This window comes from Geothrix sp. PMB-07 (genome assembly GCF_030758935.1).
In the GTDB taxonomy this organism is placed as follows: Bacteria; Acidobacteriota; Holophagae; order Holophagales; family Holophagaceae; genus Geothrix.
Window position 1 is genome coordinate 4,008,212 of record NZ_CP132333.1, and the last position, 26,574, is coordinate 4,034,785.

General features: G+C 62.1%; 16 protein-coding genes, 2 tRNA genes and 3 rRNA genes. 2 read left to right on the forward strand and 19 right to left on the reverse strand.

Annotated features, from left to right (window positions below; translation table 11 throughout):
• Positions 1-6: 6 nt before the first annotated feature.
• Genes Q9293_RS17580 through Q9293_RS17590 form a run of 3 tightly spaced genes read right to left on the reverse strand, consistent with a single transcriptional unit; the run spans position 7 to position 4,710 of the window.
• Positions 7-876 carry a DUF5777 family beta-barrel protein gene (locus Q9293_RS17580; RefSeq protein ID WP_306248766.1) on the reverse strand — a complete coding sequence of 290 codons (870 nt, stop codon included), beginning with the start codon at positions 874-876 and terminating at the stop codon, positions 7-9.
• Positions 877-892: 16 nt separating this feature from the next.
• Positions 893-1,243, reverse strand: coding sequence for a cytochrome c (locus Q9293_RS17585; RefSeq protein WP_306248768.1), 351 nt, complete (start codon positions 1,241-1,243; stop codon positions 893-895).
• Between the two features lie 38 nt (positions 1,244-1,281).
• Entirely contained in the window at positions 1,282-4,710 is a 3,429-nt protein-coding gene (locus Q9293_RS17590; RefSeq protein ID WP_306248770.1) for a CxxxxCH/CxxCH domain-containing protein, read from the reverse strand.
• A gap of 400 nt (positions 4,711-5,110) precedes the next feature.
• On the opposite strand from Q9293_RS17590, the gene Q9293_RS17595 reads away from it, so the two are divergent.
• Entirely contained in the window at positions 5,111-8,044 is a 2,934-nt protein-coding gene (locus tag Q9293_RS17595; protein ID WP_306248772.1) for a sensor histidine kinase, read from the forward strand.
• On the forward strand, positions 8,041-8,685 hold the full coding sequence (locus Q9293_RS17600) for a response regulator transcription factor (protein ID WP_306248774.1): 645 nt from the start codon (positions 8,041-8,043) through the stop codon (positions 8,683-8,685). Before Q9293_RS17595 ends, Q9293_RS17600 begins: the two co-directional genes overlap by 4 nt.
• Here Q9293_RS17600 and Q9293_RS17605 read toward each other — a convergent pair.
• The 16 genes from Q9293_RS17605 to Q9293_RS17680 form a co-directional block, all read right to left on the reverse strand.
• Positions 8,682-9,011 (reverse strand): DMT family protein, encoded by a 330-nt coding sequence (locus tag Q9293_RS17605; protein WP_306248775.1) that lies wholly within the window; start codon positions 9,009-9,011, stop codon positions 8,682-8,684. The two genes, Q9293_RS17600 and Q9293_RS17605, sit on opposite strands and share 4 nt — an antisense overlap.
• Positions 9,012-9,013: 2 nt before the next feature.
• Positions 9,014-11,962, reverse strand: coding sequence for a PAS domain S-box protein (locus tag Q9293_RS17610; RefSeq protein WP_306248777.1), 2,949 nt, complete (start codon positions 11,960-11,962; stop codon positions 9,014-9,016).
• Between the two features lie 126 nt (positions 11,963-12,088).
• A complete protein-coding gene (gene rny / locus Q9293_RS17615; RefSeq protein WP_306248778.1) occupies positions 12,089-13,729 on the reverse strand; it encodes a ribonuclease Y in 1,641 nt (546 codons plus the stop codon).
• A 220-nt stretch (positions 13,730-13,949) separates the two neighbouring features.
• A complete protein-coding gene (locus tag Q9293_RS17620; protein ID WP_306248780.1) occupies positions 13,950-14,309 on the reverse strand; it encodes a cell division protein ZapA in 360 nt (119 codons plus the stop codon).
• A complete protein-coding gene (gene zapB, locus Q9293_RS17625; protein ID WP_306248782.1) occupies positions 14,306-14,542 on the reverse strand; it encodes a cell division protein ZapB in 237 nt (78 codons plus the stop codon). The genes Q9293_RS17620 and zapB overlap by 4 nt, the downstream gene beginning before the upstream one ends.
• A 21-nt stretch (positions 14,543-14,563) precedes the next feature.
• Complete coding sequence (locus Q9293_RS17630; protein WP_306248785.1) at positions 14,564-16,486, reverse strand: phenylalanine--tRNA ligase subunit beta; 1,923 nt, start codon at positions 16,484-16,486, stop codon at positions 14,564-14,566.
• Positions 16,486-17,556 carry a phenylalanine--tRNA ligase subunit alpha gene (gene pheS / locus Q9293_RS17635; RefSeq protein ID WP_306248786.1) on the reverse strand — a complete coding sequence of 357 codons (1,071 nt, stop codon included), beginning with the start codon at positions 17,554-17,556 and terminating at the stop codon, positions 16,486-16,488. The genes Q9293_RS17630 and pheS overlap by 1 nt, the downstream gene beginning before the upstream one ends.
• Before the next feature lie 79 nt (positions 17,557-17,635).
• Positions 17,636-17,983, reverse strand: a complete 348-nt coding sequence (gene rplT, locus Q9293_RS17640; protein WP_286354390.1) for a 50S ribosomal protein L20 — start codon at positions 17,981-17,983, stop codon at positions 17,636-17,638.
• A 206-nt stretch (positions 17,984-18,189) separates the two neighbouring features.
• Positions 18,190-18,393 (reverse strand): 50S ribosomal protein L35, encoded by a 204-nt coding sequence (gene rpmI, locus Q9293_RS17645; RefSeq protein WP_243303127.1) that lies wholly within the window; start codon positions 18,391-18,393, stop codon positions 18,190-18,192.
• A gap of 10 nt (positions 18,394-18,403) precedes the next feature.
• A complete protein-coding gene (gene infC, locus Q9293_RS17650; RefSeq protein ID WP_306252452.1) occupies positions 18,404-18,988 on the reverse strand; it encodes a translation initiation factor IF-3 in 585 nt (194 codons plus the stop codon).
• A 74-nt stretch (positions 18,989-19,062) separates the two neighbouring features.
• Positions 19,063-20,976, reverse strand: a complete 1,914-nt coding sequence (gene thrS / locus Q9293_RS17655; RefSeq protein WP_306248789.1) for a threonine--tRNA ligase — start codon at positions 20,974-20,976, stop codon at positions 19,063-19,065.
• A 79-nt stretch (positions 20,977-21,055) separates the two neighbouring features.
• Positions 21,056-21,171: ribosomal RNA gene (gene rrf / locus Q9293_RS17660) — 5S ribosomal RNA — on the reverse strand.
• An 82-nt stretch (positions 21,172-21,253) separates the two neighbouring features.
• Positions 21,254-24,190: ribosomal RNA gene (locus Q9293_RS17665) — 23S ribosomal RNA — on the reverse strand.
• A gap of 300 nt (positions 24,191-24,490) precedes the next feature.
• A tRNA-Ile gene (locus Q9293_RS17670) sits at positions 24,491-24,568 on the reverse strand.
• 56 nt (positions 24,569-24,624) lie between these two features.
• Positions 24,625-24,700: transfer RNA gene (locus Q9293_RS17675), tRNA-Ala, on the reverse strand.
• A 112-nt stretch (positions 24,701-24,812) separates the two neighbouring features.
• A 16S ribosomal RNA gene (locus tag Q9293_RS17680) occupies positions 24,813-26,352 on the reverse strand.
• The 16S, 23S and 5S rRNA genes sit together here with 2 tRNA genes alongside, the layout of an rRNA operon.
• Between the last annotated feature and the right edge of the window lie 222 nt (positions 26,353-26,574).

Consider the following 26,574-nt stretch of genomic DNA (forward strand, 5'->3'; position numbering starts at 1 on the left):
CTCGGATCAGAAAACGCGGACCACGTTGAATCCAAGGGCCCATTGGGCGGTGGGCCTGGGGCCGCCGCCGTAGTCGCCGCTCATGACCTGATTGCCCGTGGTGCCGCTGGCGTTGGTGCCCACCACCGTGAAGCGGTGCTTGAACGTCTTGTACGAGATGCCCGCCGCAAAGCCGTTCTGGTAGGTGGTGCCATCCGTGATGCCGCCGGGCGCGGCCTTCGCCAGCTTGGAGGGGCGCGGATAATACTCGCTCACAAAGGAGAACTTCTCTGTGAAGCTGATGCGCAGACCCAGGCCCACATTGAACACGCCCGCCTTGTTGGGAGTGGTGGGCGCCGGTTCCCCGGGGGCCGGAAACAGCAGGGTATCCCCGGTGGTGTTGCGGCTAAGATAGGTCGGCACCACGGAAAAGATGATGTCATCCGTGATGAAGATCTCCGTGGGCACCTGAACTGTGACACCGTTGATACCCACCTTGCCCAGGGTGGTCACCGCCTCCTTCACCACCTCGTCGTAGCGTTCAGCCCGCACAGCCATGCGGACACGCTCGCCGTTCAGCAACTGCTCCTGCAGACCGAAGGTGAAGGTCTTGTTATCCGCGGTGCGGTAGATGAACGCGTTCAGGCCCGGGATGGGCTTGATGCCAAAGGCGAAGCCCAGACCCGCGTAGGTGTATCCATCGAGCCCGTAGACATCCTTGCCGTGATCTTTCACCGGCTGGATGAACCTGTGCGTGAAAACCACGCCGATGTCCCAGTACTGCATCCGCTCGGCGGAAGGCAGGTTGATCACCAGTGGGTACTCGGACGAGTCGGCGTGGAGCGCTCCCCCGGCCACCAGGGCACAGGCGAGCAGGGGAGCGGTCTTCCGTGTCATCAGAACTCCAAAGCAATCACTTGGCGGAGAACTTGCGCATGATGGCGATCATCTTCTGGGCATCATCGGCGGTCATCTTGTCCTTGAAGGCCGGCATCTTGTCCTTGCCCTCCAGGGTGATCTTCACCCAGTCGCTGTCCTTCTTCTTGTTGGCCTTGCGGCTGTCCGTGAAGTCGAAGCCCGCGTCGGGCAGGGGCTTGCCGCTGTTGTCGCGGCCGTTGCCGTTCACGCCGTGACAGCGGGCGCAAGCGTCGGTCCAATACTTGTTGAGGTCACCGCCCTGGAACTTGGGCAGATCCTTGGCCTGGTCGCCAGCCATCAGGGCGGCGCCCACAAGGCACAGGACGGGAAGGATGAAACGGCGCATGGGGCCTCCAGAAGGTGGGTTGGAAAGGCGGGGTTGGTTCATTGCCACTGCTTGGGGCTGTGGGACTCGCCATGGCAGCTGAGGGTGCAGTTGCCCCGCCCGAGGGTGGCGGTGGTGGTGTAGGTCCTCGCGCCCGTCACGTTCGGCCCGAAGAGGATGGTGTCGCTGGAGAGTTGGTCGGGAGACACCCGGACGTCGGAGGTGTCGAGGTACTTGAAATGGTTCTGCGCGCCGGGCTTCGCCTGGGTCATGTCATGGCAGTAGTCGCAGGTGGTGTTGTGCTCGCCAGGGTTGGTGTGTCGGCCCGAGGCATCGTTGTACTGCGTTCCCGCCGAGGTGACCTTGTGGCAGGCGATGCAGTAGGTGGTCGCGTTCTTGGTGAGCGTGCCGCTCTGCCAGCCCGGCGTGGTCTGCCCGCCATGGCAGCTCACGTTGGAGCAGGTGAAGGCCGAAGCGCTGGGCGCGATGTTGGCCGTTCCGGATTTGGCGTTGAAGGCAGGATCGATGGCCACCGAAGCCGGAGGTGTCAGGATGGGGCTGGCTGCCCGCTTGTTGGCATTGCTGTAGTGCGTGTTGGTCGCGTCTCCGGGCACCGAGCCCACGTGGCAGGCCTCGCAGACGGAAGCGGTCAGAGAGGCTGGCAAAGTCGGCGTTCCCCGCGTGAAAGTCAGGAGCGAGAGGTGTTTGGGATGGGACCCTTGGATGTTGGGCCAGGCCGATCCCGTGGGGCCCTGGGTCTTGAAAGCGGCACCCACATGGCAGGACAGACAGGTCCCGGCTCCGGTAGCCACAGCGGTGGGATCACCCAGGGTATGGCAGACGCTGCAGGCCGGTCCCGCCTTGCTGGAGGCGCCGCTCAGATCGTGGCAGGTCGCGCACTCGTTGTTGAACTGAGCCAGGGTGAGGGTCTGGTGGTGGTTGCCGCCGGTGCTGACATCGGTGCTGTAAAACGGCACCGGGTGGGCCACGCCTGAGCCCTTGGGGGCGTTCCAGTGGTTGTCCGTGGGGTTGTGGATCTGGCTGTGACAGGTGAGGGCACAGCCGCCGTCCCCTTCGGGGGTGGTCGCGTTGATGGTGTAGGTGGCAGCGCCAGTGATGGGATAGGTGGTGTTGCTGAGCTTGAATTTGATGGTGGTGCTGGGGAGCTTGTTGGTGCTGCTGACAGCGGTGGTGTTCAATTCAGCAAAGTGGTTCTGGGCACCGGGCGTGGCCAGGGTCATGTCATGGCAGAGGGTGCAGTCCAGCGTTCCGGCGGTGGAGTGGGTGCCCCAGGCGTGGCGGCCCACCGCATCATTGAATTGTGAAGTGGAAGTGCCCCCATTGATCGCGTGGCAACTGAGGCACTGGGAGCTGGAGGCGATCGTTCCCGTCTGCCAGTTCGGCGTGGCCTTCCCGCCGTGGCAACTCACGTTCGAACAGGTGAGCGCCGCGGGCGTGAACCCTGCCGCGCCGCCACTCTGCGAGTGGAAAGCGGCGTCAATGTTGACCGTGCTGGGAGCCACCGGTGTCGCGACCCGGGCATTGGCGTTGGTGTAGTGGGTGGCCGTGCCGGTGCCGGCGTTGGCGTGGCAGGTGTCACAGGTCAGGGTGGTGGGAAGTGCCATGTGCTTGGGGTGAGAACCGGCGATGCTCGGGAAGGTCACGCCTGTGGGACCGGCCGGCAGCCCTGACGGACCCACATGGCAAGAAAGGCAGGTGCCCTTACCCGTGGCCACCTGAACGGGATCAGCGAGCTTGTGACAGACGGAGCAGAGTGGCACACCGGCGAGCGGCGTAGGTGCGGCATAGGCGTGGCAAGCCGCGCAGTCTGCCGTGAAGGCCGCCGCGGTGAGTTCCAGGTGTCCGTTGCCTTGTAGGTCGACTTGTCCCTTCAGGAACGGGATGGGGTGCGGTGCGCCGGAGGAGGTCCAGGTGTCGAAAGAGGCTGTGTGGAGGTGGGTGTGGCAGGTCAGAGCACAGCCGCCATTGCCCTGGGTGGCGCTGGTCACGGAGTAGGTTCCAGGTCCCGCGACAACGGCTGTGTCGAAGACGATGGTGCCGCTGGGCAGCTGATCGGCGGGCGATCCGGTGGACACGCCATCGACCGCCTGGGTGTCGAGGTATTTGAAGTGGGCCAGGGCACCGGGTGAACCGTTGCCCATGTTGTGGCAGGTGGTGCAGGCGATGGCGTTGGCGGGGTTCGTGGCGTCGTGGGTGTTCAGGCTGTGTCGGCCGAAGGCGTCGTTGAATTGGATGGTCGCACCTGCGGAGGCCGCCACCTTGTGGCAGGCCGTGCATTGGGTGGCGGAGTTGAGGGTGCCCGTCTGCCAGCCCGGCGTGGCCTGGCCGCCATGGCAGCTCACATTGGAGCAGGTGAGCGAGGCGGCCGTGAACGCGAGGGCCCCTCCCGTCTGGGCCTGGAAGACGGCATCCATCGCCACGGGCGCGGGCCCAGCGGGGGCCCCGTTCCGCGCATTGGCGTTGGTGTAATGGGTGTTTGTACCTGTGCCGCTGCCTGCATGGCAGGTATCGCAGGTCAGGGCCGTGGGCAGGGCCATGTGCTTGGCGTGGGCGCCGGCGGTGCTGGGGAACGCCGAGCCTCCGGGGCCGTGCGGCAGTCCAGGGGCGCCGGCGTGGCAGGACAGGCAGGTACCAGCCTGGGTGCCCGCAGCCACGGGATCCGCCAGCTGATGGCAGACATTGCACAGCGGAGCGTTGGCGCTCGGGGATGTGCCGGAGTAGGCATGGCAGGTGCTGCAATCGGCGGCAAACGTCCCAGCCGTGACGGTCATGTGCCCGTTGCCCGCAGCATCCGCGAGGCCCGTCAGGAAGGGAACAGGATGGGGCGCTAGTTTGTCGCCGTGGCACAGGGTCGCATTGAAGCAGCCGGGCTGGGTGGCGGCGGGTGCTGGCGTGGTGGGGTGTCCCACCGGGTTCAGACTGGATCCAGCCAGGTGGCACTGGGCGCAGACGACTGCATTGGAAGGGTCCATGCCGGCGTGGGTGAGGGTCGAACCGCCCACGGCCCGCCAAGGCCGCACCGGATGGGGAGCGGGCACTCCGTGACAGGAGGCGCAGGTCTGGGCCGAAGCGCCCCCTGCGAAGTCCCTGCCGTGGCAGATCTGGCAGGACACCAGGCTGCCGCCGGAAGCGTCACTGATGGCCAGCCTCGCGCGGAGGCCATGCACCGCGGGATCTGCGAAGTTCGGGGTGGACTGATGGTGGCAGCCGCTGGTCATGCACGTGGGAACGCCGCTGCCCACCTTGAGAATGGAGATCTCATGGCACCGGGTGCAGGTGCTGATGCTCGCCACCGCTTCAGCGCCGTGCGCCTTCTGCCCGTGAGTCCCGTCGATCCAGCCCAAGGGATGGTAGTTGCCGTAATACTGCGCCGTACTCCCGGCGCCCTTGCCGCCGCCGCACGCCACCAGGACCAGCAGCCCCAGCAGGATGAGCCCGCCACGTCCAAGAAAACTGCCCCTTCGCATCAGGAATCCAGCGTTGGTCATGGTGAAACCCGGTGAGAAGGGCGACTCGAAAGGAGGAACCCTGGCGGAGAAAAGGTCAGACACAAACCGTTGGCTACAGATGCCATCGGTTTGTCACGGAGAAACTAAAAAATGGATGTTTGAGACGAGCATAGTCCTGTTCGGAATTAAGTGAAACCAAACTCCTTAAATGACCGTGCGAGCAACAAACCATGTAATGACAATGGTCTGACATTTACTATCGCCCCTGAGCCCCCTTGCGCCCATATCCCGATTGGATTCTGATTCTTAGACCGTTCGATCTAATGTCTTCTCCGTTGATCCAGCCCCTGCAATGACCTACCCTTCAGCTTCCATGGGTTCACACACGGCAGGACACCGACCTTCCCACTGGGAAGCCTTGCGATGCCTGGTCGTGGCTTTGGTGTGGCTCTGCCTCGCCACCCCCGCCTTGGCCCTGGATCCCACCCGGCCCCTGGCCATCCAGGCGCACCGCACCTGGCGCAGTGAGGATGGCCTTCTGCAGGATTCGGTGACCGCGCTCCTCGAATCGCGGGATGGCTTCTTGTGGATTGGCACGGGCGCAGGGTTGGCGAGATTTGATGGCGCGGACTTCGAGCATCACTCCCGCATCACCCTGCCCGCCTTCCAGCACAATGCCGTTCAATGCCTGGCGGAAGCTGCGGACGGCGGCATTTGGATAGGCACGTCGGAACCCGGCCTCTACCACTTCCGGAATGGCATCCTCAAGTCCTTCGGCACTGCCGAGGGCCTGCCGAACCGACCCATCGCTCGCCTGCTTCGGGACCGCCGCGGCATCCTCTGGGCCGCTCCCACCGAAGGTCCGCTGCTGCGCTTTGATGGAACGCGCTTCCAGGCCATACCCACCGACGCCGCGCAATTGCGCATTCGAGCCTTGTTGGAAGATGGGCAGGGCCGTCTCTGGGTGGGCACCGCGGGTTCGGGCCTCTGGCGCCTGCGGGACAACCGCCTGGCCCTGGTCGCCCTCACCGCCGCAGACATCACCACGCTCGAATCCCAGGGCGAGGACGATCTCCTCGTAGGCACCCGCTCCCACGGTCTGCTGTCGCTGGTGGATGGGCGTCTTGAGGCCACGGCCTGGGCCAAGAATCTCCCGCGGATGCCCATCAGCGCCTTGCTGGTGGACCGGCAGGGCGGCCTGTGGGTGGGCCTGGAGCAGGGAGGCCTCTCCCGCCGGACCAAGGAGGGCAGGTGGGAAGCTGCTCCCTCTCCCCTGGGCAGTCCCTGGACCCCCTTGGCGTTGCTGGAAGACAGCTCCGGAGCCATCTGGTCCGGCAGCGAAGGCCGCGGCATGCAGGTGATCTACCCAGTCCCTTTCCAGACCCTTCCCATTCTCGGTGCCGGATCAGAGGAGCCCGCCCGCATGGTCTGCCAGGATCCGGAAGGCAACGTCTGGTGCCTGACTGGCGGATCAGCCCTGGGCCTGATCCGCCAGGGGCGGGTCGAGCGATGGCGGCCCGGACTGCCTTCCAGCAGTGGTCCCATCAGCGCCCTCTGGCCCCGCAAGGCGGGCGGCCTGTGGGTGGGCACCGAGCGCGGAGAGCTCTATTGGCTGGAGCAGGAGCGGTTCCAGCGGATTCCATGGCCTGGGCAGCCCCAACCCGACTCCATCCTGGCCTTGTTTGAAGATCCCCAGGGCGTGCTGTGGGTCTCCACCCAGCGGCAGGGATTGGCGCGCTTCGCACCGGGCGCAGCCCCCACCCTGTTTCCCGGAATTCCCGGCGTGCAGGCCATGGCTCGCGGCGCGGGCGGCCCCCTCTACCTGGCGAGCCGCACACGGGGCCTGGGCATTCTCGAGGCTGACCTCCCCCTCCGCTGGCTGGGCCAGGCAGAGGGTCTGGGCTCCAACGGTGCCCTTTCCCTTCACCTCGATGGGGATGGCTCCCTCTGGATCGGCACCGTCGACGGCCTGCGGCGCTACCGGGATGGGGTGGTGCAAAGCTACGGAGACCGGCCCGGCCCCTGGCTCATGGCCATCCACGCCATGCTGGAGGACAAGTCTCACCAGATGTGGCTCAGCACCGGCCAGGGCGTGTTCCAGGTGCCCCGCGGCACCCTGGCGCTGGGGTTGGATCAGCCGGGCACCATTCCCGTCATCCACTACGACCATCACGATGGCATGCCCTCCCGGGAAACCAGCAGCGGCGCTCAGCCCGCGGCCTGGATCACCCGCGAAGGAGATCTCTACTTCCCCACCAGCCGGGGCCTGGCCCGCCTGAACGGCAATGCCCCCCCGCTCCAGGGGCCACCGTTGCGGTTGCGCCTCCTGAAAGCCGAAGGCGACGAGACCGTGCTTCCGGACACCCGGCCCATTCTCGTGCCCCCGGGCACCCACCGCTTCGAGATCTACTACACCGCCACCTCCCTGACCCGGGCGGACAAGGTGCGCTTCCGCTACCGCATGGAGGGGCTGGAGCAGGCCTGGAACGATGTGGGCGACCGGCGCTTCTCCGCCTATTCCAACCTGCCGCCCGGGAAATACCGCTTCGTGCTTCAGGCTTGGCGCCTCGATGAAACGGGGCCGCCCCAGGAGTGCGCCATCGAAATCCGGGCCCTTCCCTTCTTCTACCAGCGGCCTGTCTTCTGGGGCCTTTGCGCCCTGGCCATCGCCGCCTTCGGTTGGTGGCTGCACCGTCTGCGCCTGGAACAGCTGGAGGCCCGTTCTGCCGTGCTGTCCGAACGCAACCGCATGGCCCGGGAAATCCACGATCACCTGGCCCAGGGTTTCACCGGGGTGCTGCTGCAGTTGGAGGCCGCCGAAGCCAAGTTGGCGCGCATGCAGGGCGACCCGGCGCCGGTGCTCACGCGCCTGGACCACGCCCGCAACCTGGCCGTCTCCAGCCTGCAGGAGGCCCGCCGCTCTGTGATGGCCCTTCGCCCCCGGAAGCCTGAAGGCACCGACCTGCTCGGCAGCCTCAGGATGCTGTCCGACCGCTTGCTGGCAGGCACGAACATCCAGGTGGAATTTGCTTCAACAGGGCAGGCGAGACGCCTGCGGGAAGGGCTGGAGGAGGAGCTCCTGCGCATGGCTCAGGAGCTCCTCACCAATGCCCTTCGCCACGGCAAGGCACGGTGGGTGCGCGTGACGCTGCAGTTCGACCCCCACCATGTGAATCTCAGCATCGAAGATGACGGGAAGGGGTTCGACCCCACCGCCAGCGCGGGTGGATACGGCATGCGCAGCATCCGGGAAAGCGTCAAACTGCTGCGTGGGCACCTCGACATCGACAGCAGCGAAGGCCTGGGATCCCGCATTTCCATTACCCTGCCCTACCGGAGGTGGCGTCCATGACCACAGAACCATCGGATCGGATCCGCCTGCTCATCGTCGACGATCATCCCGTGGTCCGCGATGGACTGGTGTCCATCCTCCACGAAGGCGAGCCAGATTTGGAAGTGGTCGGCGAGGCCGGGGATGGCAAGGAGGCCGTGACTTCGTGGCGGAACCTGCGCCCCACCGTCACCATCATGGACCTTCAGCTGCCTGGCCAGACGGGTGTAGAGGCCATCCGCACCATCCTCCGCGAAGATCCTGACGCGCGGATCCTGGTGCTCACCACCTTCGATGGCGACGCCGACATTCAGCGCGCCCTCGAAGCCGGAGCCCGCGGCTATCTGCTAAAGAGCGTACGCCGGACCATCCTCATCGAGGCCGTTCGCGCTGTGGCCGCAGGCCAGCGCTACCTCCCGCCCGCCACCGCCGCGAGGCTGCTGGAAGCCATGGACTCGGAACGGCTGACCCCTCGGGAGCTGGACGTGTTGAAGCTGCTCGCCGAGGGCCAGCGGAACCGGGAAATCGCGGACGCCCTTGGCCTGGCCGAACCCACCGTGAAGATCCACGTCAACAACCTGCTGCGCAAGCTCGAAGCCAAAGACCGCACCGAGGCTGCCGTCATCGCGTTAAGGCGGGGGTTGATCCACCTGCCTGGCTAACGCCGAAACGTGAAGAACACCGCCCCCACCAGGCAGAGGCCTGCCCACAGGTGGTTGAGGTGCAGGCGCTCCTTCATCCAGGCAACCGTGAACACCGCGAAGATCAGGAGGGTGACCACCTCCTGCATGACCTTGAGCTGCGGCAGGCTGAACCGGCCGTACCCGAGGCGATTCGCAGGCACCATCAAACAGTACTCGAAAAAGGCGATGCCCCAGCTGGCCAGGATGGCCAGCCACAGAGGGCTTTCGCGGTGATGCTTCAGGTGCCCGTACCACGCGAAGGTCATGAATACGTTGCTGAAGACGAGCAGAAGAAGGGTCCGCATGGTCAATCTTCCAGAGCCTTCAACACCTTCGAGATGAGATCCCGCGGTCCATAAGGTTTCTGGAGGAACCCCCTGAGCCCCTTGCCCTGGAAGCGACTCAGCGCCTCGGCCTCGTTGTACCCCGAACTGAGGATCACCTTCAGCTCCGGCTGGAGGCTCCTCATCTCCATGTAAGCCCCTTCTCCGCCAAGGTGAGGCATGGTCATGTCCAGGAGCACGAGACCGATGGCGCCCCCGTGCTCTTGGACCAGATCCACCGCCACGCGGCCATCGGCGGCCTCGACGACTTGGAAGCCCTTCCACTCGAGGGCCTGCCGGGCCACGGCACGAACCGTCTCATCATCGTCAACCACCAGGATCATGCCCTGGCCAAGTTGAACGGGAACGTCCAGCCCCGGAAGGGCAGCGGTTTCGGCCGCGAGAGCCTGGGCCGGGAAGAAGACCTTGAAGGCCGTGCCTTGGCCCACCACCGAATCCACCTCGAGTGCTCCCTGGTGGCCCCGCACAATGCCCATGATGGCGGAGAGCCCGAGGCCCCGCCCCGTGAACTTGGTGGTGAAGAAAGGCTCGAAGATCCGGCTGACCGTATCGGCGTCCATGCCGCACCCGGTGTCCTGCACCTGCAGATATACGAACAAGCCTGGAGCCACCTGGCCCCCCATCATCATCCGTTCCAGGTCCGCGGTGTCCAGGCGCTGGGCTCCGGTGGAAAGGGTGATGGCGCCGGAGGCTTCTCCGATGGCCTCTGCCGCATTGATGACCAGGTTCATGATCACCTGTTGGATTTGCGTGGCATCTGCGGATATGGCCGGCAACCCCTTGTGCAGATCGAGGTTCAGCAGCACGGATTTGGGGATGCTGACTTCCAGCAGGTGCAGCATCTCCGCCACCTGTGCAGTCAGGTCCAGCGGACGCACCACGAACTGGCCCCGGCCTGAGTAGGCAAGCATCTGCCGGGTCAGGTCTGCTGCCCGCTGCCCGGCCTTCTGGATGGCCTCCAGGTTCCGCTTGGCGGGATGCAGGGGACTGAGCTGCTCCAGGGCCAGGCCCGCGTGGCCGAGCACCCCCATCAGGAGGTTGTTGAAGTCATGGGCGATGCCCCCTGCCAGCACGCCGAGGCTCTCCATTTTCTGGGCCTGGAACAGCTGTCGCTCAAGGGCCGCCCGCTCTGCCTCCGCCTGCCTCTGGGCCGTCATATCGCGCACGATGGCATGGAGGATGGGCTGGTTCCCATGATCCAAACGCGTGAGGTTCACCTGGCAGAGCGCCACCCTTCCGTTGGCACAGAGAAAGGTCCACTCGAAGCGCTGATGAACCCCCGAAAGCGCCGCCTCCATGTGGGCCTGGCACCCTTCCGTGCTGGGCATGCCATCGGCCTGGCACTCCGGGCAGAGGGCACACATGAGACAGCCTGCCATCTCGCTGCGATCGAGCCCGAACAGCTCAGAGGCAGCCGCGTTGGCATCCACAATGGCTCCGCCCGCCAGCAGCAGGATGGGGTCGGGGGACTGTTCGAAGAGCAGGCGGAACCGGGTCTCCTGCGCCTCCAGGGCGCTCCTGGCATGGACGCGGTTCATGACGAGGCCTGCGGCCTCGGCCAGGCTTTCCAGGGCACCGAACTGATCATCCGAGATGGAGACGTGACCCTGGGGCCCGAAGGAGGCCCCGCCCAGGCATCCCAGCACCTCACCCTCATGCACCATGGGCAGCCCCACGAAGGTCCGGAAGGGCCACAGGTCACTGTCCGGAAGGTCGGGATGGCTTTCACAACGGGGGATGTGGATGCTCCGGTGCTGAAGGTACATGGCCTCCAGCAGGGGACTCCGATTCACGGCCACGGGGCGGCGGATCTCTTCCTCGCTGCCGAACACACGCAAACCTGCCGTCCAGTACTGAGTCGAGGACACCCCCTCCCCGGCGTCGAAGCGGTTGAACCACCACTCCTGCAGGGGGGCCAGTTGTGCGGCCCAGCGAAACAGCGTGGACACCAGATCGTCTTCCCGAGTGGCCCCGGCCAGGTCCTTCACGGCGGCGGCGAGGTTCCTGGCCAGGGAGGCGGAGACTTCGAGGCGAGCCTCTGCCTGGATTCGGTCCAGGGCCAGTGCGGCGATTCGGGCCAGATTCTGGAGGATGGCGAACTGGGACTCCCGCGGGATGGGGAACGCCTCATCCTGAAATCCGAGTCCAAAGAGCACACCGGTGATATGCCCCTCGAACAACAGCGGCACGCCCAGGAGGCTCTTCAGCCGGTGGGACTCGGCCAGTTCGAGTGGAACCAGCTCGGCCGATGCAGCGGCATCCGCCACGAAACAGAGGCGGCGGTGGTCGTGGATTTCCTTCGAGAACCCCGTTCCCGCCAAAGGAGAGCCCAGCTGCTGAACGGCGGCACTTACCCGTTCGCGAATGGCCGGAGCCACGCCAGACATGGCGCCCAGACGCTGAGCCTCACCTGGACCGATGTGTCCGATGAACCAGTGCAGACCGGGCAGGATGGCCCCGGCTCGACCCATCAGCACCTGGAAGACCTCTTCCCGGCTGCGGGTCAGACTGAGCGCGTAGATGCCTTCGGCCAAGTGACGCTGGTGCTCCGCACTCTCCTTGAGTCGGTCGAGGACCAGCTTCTCCTCGCTGTGATCGCGACCCCACCCCAGCAATCGGTCTCCAACCTCTGTGTGGAACCCCACCACGGCCATCCGCACGGGCAGTGTGGTGCCATCCGCCCTCAGCCACAGACCGACTTCCGAGACATCCCCTGGCCGGTCGAAGGCTCGACGAAACCACTCCCTGGCTTCCTCAGAAGGCAAGTCATGGCGCAGGTGCTCCATGTCGAAATCGGCCAGGCCATCCACCGTGGTACCAAGACAATCCAGGAACCGGCCGTTCGCGTGGAGGAGGTGCCCTTCCCGATCCATGATGTAGAAGGCCAGGGAAGCCTTTTCCAGCAGGCCCACAATCGCCTCGACTGTGCCCACGCTTAGTGGGCCAGTCGCGGAGGGCGAGGAAGGAGACGTGTCCAAGGAGTCCCTGTTGGCGGCAGAGATTGCCTTCAGGACTTTATCAGAGGCAGGCCCCAGGCCTTATCGCGCAATTTCCACGGCGCGCAATTCGCGCATGACCGTGACTTTGATCTGCCCGGGATACTGCATCTCGGACTCGATGCGGCGCGAGACATCCTTGGCGATCCAGTAGGCCTGGTCGTCGTTCACCGATCCGGCATCCACCAGGATGCGAATCTCGCGGCCCGCCTGCATGGCAAAGCTCTTCTGCACGCCCTTGTAGCTGTTGGCGATACCCTCGAGCTGCTCCAGGCGCTTGACGTAGGTCTCCAGCATTTCGCGGCGGGCACCGGGGCGCGCGGCGCTGAGCGCATCCGCGGCGGTGATGAGCATGGCCTCCACGGTGCGGGGCTCGAAGTCCCCGTGATGGCAGCTCATGGCATGGATGACGTCTTCTTTCTCTCCGTAGCGCTGCATGAGCTGCATGCCGATCTCGATGTGGGTGCCTTCCACTTCGCGGTCGATGGCCTTGCCGATGTCATGGAAGAGGCCGGCCCGGCGGGAAAGCTTGGCATCCGCACCCATCTCTCCGGCCATGTATTCGGCGATGCGGGCCACTTCCTTGGTGTGCTCCAGCACGTTCTGGCCATACGAGGTGCGGTAGTTCAGGCGGCCCACCAGCTTGTGCAGCTTGGGATGCACGTCGGGAAAGCCCAGTTCGATGCAGGCGGCCTCGCCGATTTCCTTCAGGTGCTGGTCCATGTCGACCTTCACCTTCTCCACCACCTCTTCGATGCGGGCAGGGTGGATGCGGCCATCGGCCAGGAGCTTGAGGATGGCCTGCCGGGCTACTTCCCGCCGGATGGGGTCAAAACTGGAGACGACGATGCTTTCGGGCGTATCGTCCACGATCAGGTCGCAGCCCGTAGCCTTTTCCAGCGCGCGGATGTTGCGGCCCTCGCGGCCGATGATGCGGCCCTTGAGATCGTCGCTGGGCAGCTGCACAGAACTCACGGCCTGCTCGGTCACCACGTCTGAAGCCACGCGCTGGATGGCGGCCCCGATGGTCCAGCGGGCCTTCTTCTGGGCGTCCTCCAGCGCCTCTTCCTCGATGCGGCGCACGGTCTTGGCGGCATCCATCTTGGCGGCATATTCCAGCTGGGAGATCAGTTCCTTCTTGGCGTCTTCGCGGGTGAGACCGGCGACTTCCTCCAGGCGCTTGGCCTGGGCTTCCACCAGTTGCTTGGCCTCGGCCTGCTGGGCCTCGAGCTTCTCCAGCTCGGCTTTGCGCTTTTCCGAAAGGACCTCGAGATCCTTGGCCTTCTGATCCACCTGCTGGGTCTTCTTGTCGAGGTTCTCTTCCTTCGATTGGAGCCCCTGCTCCTTCGCCTGGATCCGCTGCTCCTGTTTCTCCAGATTGTTCTGGCGTTCGGTCAGCAGTTTCTCGGCTTCCTGGCGGGCCAGCAGGGCCTGATCCTTCGCCTTCAGTTCGGATTCCTTGCGAACGGATTCCGCGTCCTTGGCACCGCGGTCCAAAAGACGCTGGGCTTCCTTGCGGGCCTCTTCAAGGAGCCGCTCACGCTCCGACTTGATGTCGGCTTCGGCCTTGGCCTGGGCTTGCGAACTGTCCACCGTGGCCTTCTGCGCCTTCATGGCGAAGAGGAAGGCCAGCCCACCGGAAACGATGGTGAAACAGAGGAAAATCCAGTCGATCAGATTCATGGGCGACTCCAAGGAAAGAGGATCCAAAGAGCCACCAGCACCAAGATGAAAATCCCCGCTCAGTCGTGGAGGCGTGCCGAGTTCCCTAGTTTAATAGGGGGGAAACCAGAGTCCCTGGCTAAGGCGCGCCGTCGCGCGGAACGCACAGGACAGGGGGAAGGTCTCCCGAGTCGACTTACGGAACAAGCGCTTGGCCATAATCACGGGCCTCGCAGGGAAATCAGTCTCCGTCCTCGTCAAGAAGTGGCATAGGGGCGGAAGGTTCGTCCGGAACATCGCTCAGTAGCTTGGAAAGGGTCTGTTCCAGGTTATGGGTGTGCTGGTTGGCTTCCTGTTCCAGTCGCGCCACTCGGTGCGCCAGGTTCAGGGCGCCCAGCAGGTACCAGGACGGGGTGTCGAGGCCCTTCGGGACGCTCCCCCATCTTAACTGGCATTGGGAGTCCATGTCCTGAAAGGTGTCTTCCAGAATCCGGATGGCGGCCTCCATGGTTTCGGGCCGGTCCGTTTGGACCTGCAGGGACCGCCCCAGAACCGTCACGGTGACCGGCCGGGTGCCCGGCAGTGGGGCGGGCGGCTTCATCCCAGGGCCTCCAGGGCCCGGAGGATGGACGCCACCTGCTCCTTCACGGCCTCGCGGTCTTTTTCCAAGGCAACCTTATCCGCCATGGCTGCTTCCAGCTGAGTGCGGAGGCTCTGGAGCTCCTGGTCGCCCGCCGCACCGGCGGCCTTGAGTGCGTCCAGTTCTTCCTTGAGCTGGTTGCGTTGCTGCACCAGGGCCTGCATTTTCGATTCGAGTTGCTTCAGAAGATCCATGGTCGCCTCACATTGCCCATCTTAAGCCCGAAGCCGGGCACCCAGGGATTCCGCCGCGGCCAGGGCCGAGGTCATCCAGCCGTCCACCTCCTCGCCCACCAAGGTCCGCTCGGCCTGGAAGCGCAGGCGCATCAGCCAGGCCTGCCTCCCTTCCGGCAAGCTCTTGTGCCGGAACACATCGACGCAGCGGAGGTCCTGAAGCGTTTCCGCGGGCAGGGCCGCCTTCATGGCCTGGGTCAGGGCTGCATGGGACTGGCCCAGATCCACCAGGAGCGACAGGTCCCGCTCCACCGAGGGGAAGCGGCTGAAGGGCCTGAAGGCCGGGATGATCCTCGTGGTGGGTTCGGGCAGGGCCGAGACCGGCACCTCGAAGGCGAAGAGCCCTTCGCCCAGAGCTCGCACCTGGGAGAGGTTTTCCAGGCCCAATGCCTTGGCCACGCCCGTGAGATCCGCCTCTACCACGTTTCGGGCCGGGCTCAGATAATCCTCACCCCCCTGGACGCCGCCCCAGACCACGCCCAGGGAGAACCGTTCCACGGGACCTTTCGGGCCGCTGACATAGGTGGGGGCCAACTCGAAGAGCCGCACCTCCCGGGCGCCCTGACGCAGGTTCTGTTCCGCCGCGGCCCGCAGGCTGGGCAGCAGGGAGCCGCGCATGACGGAGTATTCCTGGCCAAGGGGATTGGACAGCGTTCGACCCTCAGGGGCATTTCCAACGCTTGCGAAAGCCGCATCCGCCTCGGGGCTGATGAAGCCGTAGGTCACGGTCTGGTGGAACCCAAGATGGGCCAGGCGGCGCGACACGCACTGCCGCTGAAGGTAGAGAGGCGACAGGGGTTCCGGCGGTCCCTCCAAGGGCGGCAGCACCGAGGGAATGCGCTCGTAACCCCGAAGGCGGAGCACTTCCTCCGCCAGATCCTCAGCGATGGAGAGATCATGCCGCCAGGAGGGTGGCACGACGTTGAGTTCACCCGCCGCCACTTCCACCCCGCAGCCCAGCTGCTGGAGGACCTTGGCTGCATCCGCCAGGGACACGGGCTCTCCCGCCACCCGATTCAACAGACCTTCTGACAGCAGCACAACGGCAGGAGATTGGGGCACAGAACCCGCCGTCCAGGCGCCGATCAGCTTCGCGCCACACCAGGCCTGCAGACGGTCCACCAGCAGATCACGGGCCACCTTCGGCATGGCGCGGTCCGCGCCGCGGCCAAAGCGGTGGGAGGCGTCGGTGTGCAGGCTGTGACGGCGCGCCATGGCCCGCACCGTCTTCGCGTCGAAGTAGGCGCTTTCCAGCAGCACGCGGGTGGTGGCTTCCGTCACCTTGGTGCTGTCCCCGCCCATGACCCCCGCCAGGGCGATGGGGCCGGATTCATCGGCGATGATCAGATCCTGCGATGTCAGGTTGCGCGTCACGCCATCCAGCGTCACCACGCTTTCGCCCGCCTTGGCCCAGCGGACGGTCACCGCGCCGCGGATGCGGTCGGCGTCGAAGGCGTGGGTGGGGTGGCCATAGCGGTGCAGCAGTTCGTTGGATGCATCGACGGCGGGCAGCTTCTTGGCCGAGGCTTCCAGGGCCGCCAGGAAGGACTGCGCGGCCTGAGGCGTTGTCCCCTTACCCAGCTCCAACACCGCGGTGCTGTACGTGGGGCAGGCAGGGCTTTCCAGCCTCACCTCCACCACCGGCGTGCCTTCTGACAGAGGTGCCGCCGGAATGGGCGCAAGGGGCTTACCCAGCTTGGCGGCAATTTCCCGTGCGGCGCCGCGATGCGACATGACATCCCCGCGGTTGGCCGTGATGTCCACATCCAGCGCCTCGGTGCCTTCGCGCTGGGCCACGCCATCCACCGGGAACCCCAGCGAGGCGAGCAGCTCACACAGCTGCCGCGTATCCATCTCTGCCACGGCGGGGATTTCCTGGGCCAGGACCTTCCGTTCAATCCACATCAGTCCAGCCCTCCCATGACCTTCAAGAATCTCTGGTCGTTCTCGAAGAACAACCGCAGATCCGGCGTCTGGCTCAGCATCATGGACATGCGCTCCACCCCCATGCCGAAGGCCCAGCCAGACCACTCGGCGGGATCAATGCCCGCATAACTCAGCACGTTGGGATGAATGAGGCCCGCGCCCAGAATCTCCACCCATCCGGAACCCTTGCATACACGACAACCCTTCGCGCCGCAGAGCGGACAGCTCAAATCCACCTCGCAACCGGGTTCGACGAAGGGGAAGTAGGAGGGACGCAGACGGATTTCGGTGTGCGGGCCGAACAGCGCCCGCAGCGCGTATTCCAGGGTGCCTTTCAAGTGCTGCATGCCGATGTTGTGACCCACCAGCATGCCCTCCACCTGATGGAACATGGGGCTGTGGGTGGGATCGATCTCATCCTTGCGGTAGACGCGGCCCGGGGCCAGGAAGCGGATGCCACCGCGCTCCGCGAGGGTTGGCGCCACGCGCAGAAGCGTGCGCACCTGTACGGGGCTGGTGTGGGTGCGCAGCAGCAGCTCTGGATGCTCAGCGAAATAGAAGGTGTCCGATGAAGCCTTCGCCGGGTGATCTTCGGGAATGTTCAGACCATCGAAGTTGTGGGCCTCGTTCTCAACTTCGGGGCCCTCTTCCACGTGAAAACCCAGCGGTCGGAAGACGTCCACCAGCCGATCCATGAGGCGATTCAGTGGATGCAGGGCGCCCTGCGCAGGCACGGGCGGCGGCAGGGTGGGATCCCACTGGGAGGCGCGCGCATTCAGGTTCTTCTTGGCCGCCTCCAACTCCGCCTGGCGGACCTTCAGGCCTTCCTCCCACTGTTGCTTGAGGGCGTTGATGGCAGCTCCCAGATCGCGCTTCTGTTCCTTGGGCGCCACCTTCAGCAACTCCATCAGGCGCGCGGCATGGCTGCCCTCGCGGCCCACGTAGGCGCCCTTGAGGCGCAGCAACGCGTCCAGGTCTCCGCAAGCCGCCAAGGCGCCCGGAAAGGCCCCGCCAGCCTCGACGATTTCTGCGGGAAGCAGTTGGTCCATGGATCCCTCAGCACAGGTGGTTCTAAACAAGGAAAGGCCGCTTGCGCGGCCTTTCGGGTTTCTGCGATGTCGTTCGCGATCAGCCCTTGGCCACAGCCACGAGCTTGGTAAACGCTTCAGGATTGCGCACGGCGAGATCCGCGAGGATCTTGCGGTCGAGATCCACGGAAGCCTTCTTCAGGCCGCCCATGAACTTCGAGTAGCTGGTGCCGTTCTGACCGCAGGCGGCGCTGATGCGCACCACCCAGAGGCGGCGGAAATCACGCTTCTTGACCTTGCGGTCGCGGTAGGCGTAGCCAAGAGCCTTTTCGACGGCTTCCTTGGCGGAACGATACAGGCGGGACTTGGCGCCGTAGAAGCCCTTGGCGAACTTCATCATGCGCTTGCGGCGCTGGGCCCGTTTAAAACCGCGTTTGACGCGAGTCATGGGTGTTCCTTTCCTCGAGGCAGCTCGTCCGCTGATCGGCGCGCTTTGAAGGCCTCATCGGGGGTGGTGTCAGCCACCGGGTTGAACCAACGATTGTAGGATCGTCAGCGAGAGAATCCAAGCACTGAGCAGGCCATGCCTGCGACGTGCATGGGGGTCCGGGGGTGTTCGCGCAGCGAAGCGGAGCGTGGAACCCCCAGAGGAAATCACGCGTAGGGGAGCATCGCCGCGACGGCCTTCTGGTCGGCCTTGGCCACCATGCCGCCCATGTCCAGCTGACGCTTCCGCTTGGCGGTCTTCTTAGTCAAGATGTGGCGCTGATGCGAGCAGCCGCGCTTGAACTTGCCGCCGGCGGTCTTCTTGAAGCGCTTCTGGGCGCCCTTGTGGGTCTTGATCTTGTAACCGCTCATGGATTCCTCGCTAGATTTGGGCTTCTGCAGCTGGGGTTTCAGGCTTGGCCGGTTTGGGCTTCTTGGGGGCTTTGGGTACTTCCACAATCTTCGGCGCCAGGATGGCGTGCATGTCGCGACCATCAATGCCGGCACCCTTTTCCACGATGGCCTTGTCGCCAACGCGCTGGATGACTTCTTCGATGATCCGGTAGCCGATGTCACGATGGACGACTTCACGTCCGCGGAACATGACCACCACTTTGACTTTGTCTTCTTCCTCCAGGAACCGCAGGATGTGCTTCACTTTGAAATCAAAATCGTGATCATCGGTCTTGGGGCGGAACTTCACTTCCTTGACCACGATGTTTTTCTGCTTCGCCCGGGCGGCGTGCTCCCGCTTCGCTTCCATGAACTTGTACTTGCCGTAGTCCATGATTCGGCAGACTGGAGGCTGAGCGTTTCCGGCCACTTCCACCAGGTCGAGGCCGCGTTCTTCAGCGATCCGGATGGCCTGGTGGGGAGGCATCACGCCAAGCTGTTCGCCATCTTCGGAGATGACGCGGACCTCTTGAGCCCGGATGCCGTCGTTGATGCGGGTCTCGTTCGGACGAATGGTTCCTCCCCTAGTTACACAAGGACAAAAAGTCTAACACTTGAATCTCACTTCGCCAAGCACGGAAAACCAATTCAGCGTTGGCGATCTTTGACTTCAGCAACCAGCGTGGCCAGGAAACCATCTAGCGGCTGAACGCCCAGGTCCCCGCGGTGGCGATGCCGCACAGAGACTGTCCCCGCCTCGGCTTCCCGATCGCCGATCACGAGCATATACGGGACTTTCGCCAACTGAGCTTCACGGATTTTGGCCTTCAGGCTTTCATTCCGTGCATCCAAATCCGCACGAATGCCGAGGGCCTTGGCTTGGGCCAGAACTTCAGTCGCAAAGGCGTTGGCCCGGTCCGTGATGGGGAGGATGGTTACTTGGGTGGGCGCCAGCCAGGCCGGAAAGGCCCCGGCGGTGTGCTCGATGAGGATGCCCATGAACCGCTCCAGGCTGCCGAGGATGGCGCGATGGAGCATGACTGGGCGGCCTTCAGTGCCATCAGCCTGGGTGTAGTTCAGGTCGAACCGCTGGGGCATCATGTAGTCGACCTGCAAGGTGCCCAGCTGCCAGGGCCGCTTGAGGGCGTCCAAGACCTGGAACTCGATCTTCGGGCCATAAAAGGCACCCTCACCGGGATTCAAGGTGAAGGGGATGCCCGCTTCGTTCAGAGCCTCAGCGAGGGCTCCTTCCGCCGCATCCCAGATTTCGTCGGTGCCGAGGCGCTTCTCGGGTCTGGTGCTTAGTGCCACCCGCGTTCCCTCAAAGCCGAAGGTGTCGTAGACCTCTTTCAGCAGGTCAAGAAAAGAGGCCATCTCGGCTTTGATCTGCTCAGGGGTGCAGTAGATGTGGGCATCATCCTGGCAGAAGGTACGGACGCGGGTGAGCCCATGGGTAACACCGCTGCGCTCATAGCGGTGCAGTCGTCCGAAATCGGCGAAGCGCAGGGGCAGATCACGGTAGCTGTGCTTCTGGGTGCCGAACATGAGGCAGTGCCCAGGACAGTTCATGGGCTTCATGGCGTATTCCCGCTCTTCGGCGGTGGTGAAGTACATGCTGTCTGCAAAGTTCTCGTAGTGTCCGCTGGTCTTCCAGAGCGCCACATCCATGATCTGCGGCGTGATTACCTCGCTGTAGCCGTACTTGAAATACAGCTCACGGACATAAGTGACCAGTTCGTTGTAAACCTGGGTCCCCTTGGGATGGAAGAAGGGGGAAGCGGGTGCCTCTGGATGGAAGGAAAACAGTCCGAGTTCCTTGCCCAGCTTGCGATGATCCCGAGCCTTGGCTTCCTCGAGCCGCTTCAGGTGGTCGTCCAATTCCTTTTGCGTGTGGAAGGCGGTGCCATAGATGCGGCTCAGCATCTGGTTCTTCTCGTCGCCCTTCCAATAGGCGCCGGCGATGCTCTGCAGCTTGAAGACCTTCAATTTGGCGGTGTTTGGGACGTGGGGACCACGGCAAAGATCATAGAAATCGCCCTGGCTGTAGCCGCTGATGATGTCACCGGACGGAATGCCGGAAACCACTTCCACCTTGAGCGGCTCGCCCATGGCCTCGAACCGCGCCACAGCAGCGTCCCGACCGAGATCCTCACGAACCACCTCGATGCCTTCTGCCACAATCTTCCGCATTTCGGCTTCGATCACGGGAAGATCTTCCGGCGTGAATGGCTTTTCCACCCAGAAGTCGTAGTAGAACCCATCCTCGATAACCGGGCCGATGCCCACGCGGGCATTGGGATACAGCCGCTTCACGGCGTGCGCCAACAAGTGGGCCGTCGAATGGCGGATCAATTCCAGGCTTTCCGGTGTTTTACTGGTGACGATCTCGACTTTGGCACCGTTCACCAGCGGCGCCTTGAGGTCCATCAACTTGCCATCCGCCTTGATGGCCAAGGCGGCATCCAGTAGCCGAGCGCCAATGCCACCGGCCAGGTCGGTACCAGTGGCACCCTCGGGCAGCTGCCGAAGGGAGTCGTCTGGAAGTCGAACCTCGATGGTCATGGATTCCTCGAAAGAAGAGAAAAATTTTACCGCCAAAACAGCTCTGGGCCATCAGTTGTGATGGCCCAGAGGGGATTTAACGTCGCAGCGACCTACTTTTCCACGCATGTGATGCGCAGTATCATCGGCCCTCCAAGTCTTAACTGCCGTGTTCGGGATGGGAACGGGTGTGACACTTGGGGAAAAGCCACGACGAAGGCTTAGAAAGAGTGAGAAGGGATTTAGCGAGGCGCCTTTTGGCGCGTTCGTGGGTATTAAGTATGTAATTGATTGATGAAAGGTCAAGTCTGTGGACCGATTAGTATCGCTCAGCTTAAGCCGTTACCGGCCTTACACATGCGACCTATCAACGTGGTGGTCTTCCACGGGTCTCATAGGGAGATCTCATCTTGAGGGGTGTTTCGCGCTTAGATGCTTTCAGCGCTTCTCACTTCCCGACATAGCTACCCAGCATTGCACCTGGAGGCACAACTGGAACACCAGAGGTCAGTCCATCCCGGTCCTCTCGTACTAAGGACAGGTCCTCTCAAATCTCCTGCGCCCACACTAGATAGGGACCGAACTGTCTCGCGACGTTCTGAACCCAACTCACGTACCACTATTGATCGGCGAACAGCCGAACCCTTGGGACCTGCTTCAGCCCCAGGATGTGATGAGTCGACATCGAGGTGCCAAACCTTGCCGTCGATATGAACTCTTGGGCAAGATCAGCCTGTTATCCCCGGCGTACCTTTTATCCGTTGAGCGATGGCCCTTCCATTCGGGACCACCGGATCACTATAACCTGCTTTCGCACCTGCTCGTCGTGTCTGACTCGCAGTCAAGCTCCCTTATACTATTGCGCTCTGCGGCTGATTTCCAAACAGCCTGAGGGAACCTTCGTACGCCTCCGTTACGCTTTAGGAGGCGACCGCCCCAGTCAAACTACCCGCCTGACATTGTCTTCCACCCGGATCACGGGTGCGAGTTAGAGATCAGCGTTAAACAGGGTGGTATCTCAAGGGTGACTCCACCGACCCTAACGAGCCAGTTTCATAGTCTCCCACCTATCCTGCACAGTCCAACGCCAACCTCAATGTCAAGGTGTAGTAAAGGTGCACGGGGTCTTTCCGTCTAAGTGCGGGTAACCGGCATCTTCACCGGTGCTACAAGTTCGCTGAGTCTCTGCTGGAGACAGTTTCCAGATCGTTACGCCATTCGTGCAGGTCGGAACTTACCCGACAAGGAATTTCGCTACCTTAGGACCGTTATAGTTACGGCCGCCGTTCACCGGGGCTTAAATTCGCAGCTTCGCTTGCGCTGACCGCTCCTCTTGACCTTCCGGCACCGGGCAGGCGTCAGCCCCTATACCTCCTCTTTGGAGTTTGCAGAGACCTGTGTTTTTGTTAAACAGTCGCCTGGAACATTTATGTGCCACCACCTCGGGCTATGAACCCTACCGTGGTACCCCTTCTCCCGAAGTTACGGGGTTAATTTGCCGAGTTCCTTCAGCAGAGTTCTCTCAAACGCCTGAGGATTCTCTCCTCGACTACCTGTGTCGGTTTGCGGTACGGACACAAGCACCTCTCCTTAGCAGCTTTTCTCGGCAGTGTAGGATCAGGACTTTTCGTCAGAAACCTTGAGCTCATGGCACCCGGACTTCCCTAAGCGCCACCCTTGGATCCTTTCGCAGAACATTCCATAGCTCTGCGTCCCTACCTTCCTGCGTCCCTGCATCGTACAAACGAGATGCTCATGGTGCTGGAATATTAACCAGCCTTCCATCGCTTACGCCTTTCGGCCTCAGCTTAGGGTCCGACTAACCCAACGCGGATTGACCTTGCGTTGGAAACCTTAGTCTTACGGCGGACGGGGTTCTCGCCCGTCTTTACGCTACTTATGCCGACAGAGTCTCTTCCCATGTCTCCAGCTGTCCTTACGGTCAACCTTCACAGACGTAGGGAATGCTCCCCTACCACTTACGTTCGCAGCTTCGGTAACATGCTTTAGCCCCGTTGAATTGTCGGCACAGACCCGCTTGACCAGTGAGCTATTACGCTTTCTTTAAAGGATAGCTGCTTCTAAGCTAACCTCCTGGCTGTCTAAGCACATCCACATCCTTTTCCACTTAGCATGTATTTTGGGACCTTAGCTGGCGATCTGGGTTCTTTCCCTCTCGACTACGGATCTTATCACCCGCAGTCTGACTGCCGGACTTCACGGCGTGCCATTCGAAGATTGGTTGGATTCAGTAAGCTGGTAAGCCCCCTAGTCCATTCAGGTCTCTACCTGCACGACGAAACATCCGACGCTAGCCCTAAAGCTATTTCGGAGAGAACGAGCTATCACGGAATTTGATTGGCCTTTCACCCCTATCCTCAACTCATCCAAGCGGTTTTCAACCCACACTGGTTCGGACCTCCATCCGGTGTCACCCGGACTTCATCCTGGTCAAGGATAGATCATCCCGTTTCGCGTCTATTTCCAGCGACTGGTCGCCCTATTCAGACTCGGTTTCCCTACGGCTTCGCCTCATCGGCTTCGCCTCGCCACTGAAAATAACTAGCCGGCTCATTATGCAAAAGGCACGCGGTTCCCCTGGTAAACCATAGGGGTTCCACTGCTTGTAGATTGACGGTTTCAGGTTCTATTTCACTCCCCTCATCGGGGTTCTTTTCGCCTTTCCCTCACGGTACTGGTTCACTATCGGTCAGATGAACATATTTAGCCTTACCGCATGGTCGCGGCAAATTCTGTCAAGGTTTCTCGTGCCCCGACATACTTGGGAACACCACTCAGAGTCCTCGTAGCTTTCGCATAAGGGGCTATCACCCTGTATCGCCGGCCTTTCCATGCCGTTCCGCTAACTAGAGGTTTTGTAACTCTGTGCCAGGGGGCAGCCCTGACCTGTAGGTCCCACGACCCCCCATACGCAACGCCTGCCGCTTACACGTATGAGGTTTGGGCTCTTCCGGTTTCGCTCGCCGCTACTACCGGAATCACTGTTGTTTTCTGTTCCTGTGGGTACTGAGATGGTTCACTTCCCCACGTTCGCTTCTCAAAGCCTATGAATTCAGCTGAGAGATAACTGAGCTTTCACCCAGTTGGGTTTCCCCATTCGGACATTCCCGGATCACCGTTCGCGTGCAACTCCCCGAGACTTTTCGCAGCTTACCACGTCCTTCATCGCTGTCATCTGCCAAGGCATCCACCGTCAACCCTTTGTAACTTGGCCTTCCATCAATGAATTACATTGACTTCAGACCCACGAGAGTATTTTCGCTAAAACTTGCCTCGCTAATCCCACAACGTCACTTCAACGCTGTGGATACCCTTCTCTATTCCTTCTATTTAAATGTCAAACAACTCTGCCTTTCGGCAACCGACCCTTGAGTCAGTCTTGAGCTGGATTCAAATCCCTCGGGACTTCAACTCAACTCAAGCATTCGTCGTGATGCCTCGCATCCTGCACGGCCCCCTTCGGGCGACAATCGACTTTGTCGATTCCGTCCTATTTCGCATTCCTGCGAAATGGTGGTGGGCCTAGGTGGATTCGAACCACCGACCTCACGCTTATCAGGCGTGCGCTCTAACCAGACTGAGCTATAGGCCCTTGTGCTTGGTGCACTCAGGAGCGCTATAGGCCCCCGTTGTGCAACCTGAAGGCGCTGGTGGACCCGACCGGGATCGAACCGACGACCTCCTGGATGCAAACCAGGCGCTCTCCCAGCTGAGCTACGGGCCCAATCTGGACGCCCAAACACGCTCGTCAAACATCACGAGCGTCTTTAAAAACCGGATAGAAATTCGATCGGAAGCGTTGACCTATCGTCACTCCTAAAAGTGACTCTCCTTAGAAAGGAGGTGATCCAGCCACAGGTTCTCCTACAGCTACCTTGTTACGACTTCACCCCAATCACCAAGTTCACCATTGAGACCTAGCCCCCTTGCGGGTTACCACAGCCTCTTCAAGTGCTCCCGGCTTTCGTGATGTGACGGGCGGTGTGTACAAGGCCCGGGAACGTATTCACCGTATCATTCTGATACACGATTACTAGCGATTCCACCTTCATGTAGTCGAGTTGCAGACTACAATCCGAACTGAGGACGACTTTCTCCGATTAGCTCCATCTCGCGACTTTGCAACGGTTTGTATCGCCCATTGTAGCACGTGTGTAGCCCTGGACATAAGGGCCATGAGGACTTGACATCATCCCCACCTTCCTCCCGGTTAACCCGGGCAGTCCCCGTAGAGTTCCCGCCATGACGCGCTGGCAACTACGGGTAAGGGTTGCGCTCGTTGCGGGACTTAACCCAACATCTCACGACACGAGCTGACGACAGCCATGCAGCACCTCTGCAGCAGTTCTTGCGAAAAGGCACATCTCTGCACCGGTCCACTGCAGTTCAAGCCCAGGTAAGGTTCTTCGCGTTGCGTCGAATTAAACCACATGCTCCACCGCTTGTGCGGGCCCCCGTCAATTCCTTTGAGTTTCAGCCTTGCGACCGTACTCCCCAGGCGGAACACTTAACGCGTTAGCTCCGGCACGGAAGGGGTCAACTCCCTCCACACCAAGTGTTCATCGTTTACAGCGTGGACTACCAGGGTATCTAATCCTGTTTGCTACCCACACTTTCGCGCCTCAGCGTCAGTTACTGTCCAGGTGGCCGCCTTCGCCACTGGTGTTCCTCCTCATCTCTACGCATTTCACCGCTACACGAGGAATTCCACCACCCTCTCCAGTACTCTAGCCTTCCAGTCTCAGATGCAGTTCCCAAGTTAAGCTCGGGGATTACACATCTGACTTAAAAAACCGCCTACGCGCCCTTTACGCCCAATAATTCCGAATAACGCTTGCCCCCTCTGTATTACCGCGGCTGCTGGCACAGAGTTAGCCGGGGCTTCCTCTCCAGGTACCGTCAAGCTAAAGGGTTATTAACCCCCTAACCTTCGTCCCTGACGACAGGGTTTTACAGTCCGAAGACCTTCATCACCCACGCGGCGTTGCTGCGTCAGACTTTCGTCCATTGCGCAAAATTCCCCACTGCTGCCTCCCGTAGGAGTCTGGACCGTGTCTCAGTTCCAGTGTGGCCGATCACCCTCTCAGGCCGGCTACTGATCGTCGCCTTGGTGGGCCATTACCCCGCCAACTAGCTAATCAGACGCAGGATCCTCTCCTTGCCCCAGGCCTTGCGGTCCCCAGGTTTCACCGTAGACATCCCAGTCCACGGTCTCATGCGGTATTACCACTCCTTTCGGAGCGTTATTCCCCACAAAGAGGTAGATTCCCTACGCGTTACTCACCCGTCTGCCATGCACCTTGCGGCACATCCGACTTGCATGTGTTAGGCACGCCGCCAGCGTTCATTCTGAGCCAGGATCAAACTCTCAAGTTTCATTCTGAACTCTTGCTCCTCAGGGCTCTCACCCCTTGGATAAATGTTCTGGTCGAAAAATTGTTCTGAATTCCGTGCGACATCCTTAGACGCCCCACAGAACCCTCAAAGGCTTCCTATCTTCTATCCGGTTTTCAAAGACGCCCCTGTGCCTCAACACAGTCCACTTCAGCAACTTGGCTTCCCGTGGCACCTCGCAGCCTCAACTGCGCAGGACATTTA

Coding starts and splice junctions, on each gene's coding strand:
- Q9293_RS17580 (WP_306248766.1), bottom strand. CDS start 876: ATGACACGGAAGACCGCTCCCCTGCTCGCCTGTGCCCTGGTGGCCGGG.
- Q9293_RS17585 (WP_306248768.1), bottom strand. CDS start 1,243: ATGCGCCGTTTCATCCTTCCCGTCCTGTGCCTTGTGGGCGCCGCCCTG.
- Q9293_RS17590 (WP_306248770.1), bottom strand. CDS start 4,710: ATGCGAAGGGGCAGTTTTCTTGGACGTGGCGGGCTCATCCTGCTGGGG.
- Q9293_RS17600 (WP_306248774.1), top strand. CDS start 8,041: ATGACCACAGAACCATCGGATCGGATCCGCCTGCTCATCGTCGACGAT.
- Q9293_RS17605 (WP_306248775.1), bottom strand. CDS start 9,011: ATGCGGACCCTTCTTCTGCTCGTCTTCAGCAACGTATTCATGACCTTC.
- rny (WP_306248778.1), bottom strand. CDS start 13,729: ATGAATCTGATCGACTGGATTTTCCTCTGTTTCACCATCGTTTCCGGT.
- Q9293_RS17620 (WP_306248780.1), bottom strand. CDS start 14,309: ATGAAGCCGCCCGCCCCACTGCCGGGCACCCGGCCGGTCACCGTGACG.
- zapB (WP_306248782.1), bottom strand. CDS start 14,542: ATGGATCTTCTGAAGCAACTCGAATCGAAAATGCAGGCCCTGGTGCAG.
- Q9293_RS17630 (WP_306248785.1), bottom strand. CDS start 16,486: ATGTGGATTGAACGGAAGGTCCTGGCCCAGGAAATCCCCGCCGTGGCA.
- pheS (WP_306248786.1), bottom strand. CDS start 17,556: ATGGACCAACTGCTTCCCGCAGAAATCGTCGAGGCTGGCGGGGCCTTT.
- rplT (WP_286354390.1), bottom strand. CDS start 17,983: ATGACTCGCGTCAAACGCGGTTTTAAACGGGCCCAGCGCCGCAAGCGC.
- rpmI (WP_243303127.1), bottom strand. CDS start 18,393: ATGAGCGGTTACAAGATCAAGACCCACAAGGGCGCCCAGAAGCGCTTC.
- thrS (WP_306248789.1), bottom strand. CDS start 20,976: ATGACCATCGAGGTTCGACTTCCAGACGACTCCCTTCGGCAGCTGCCC.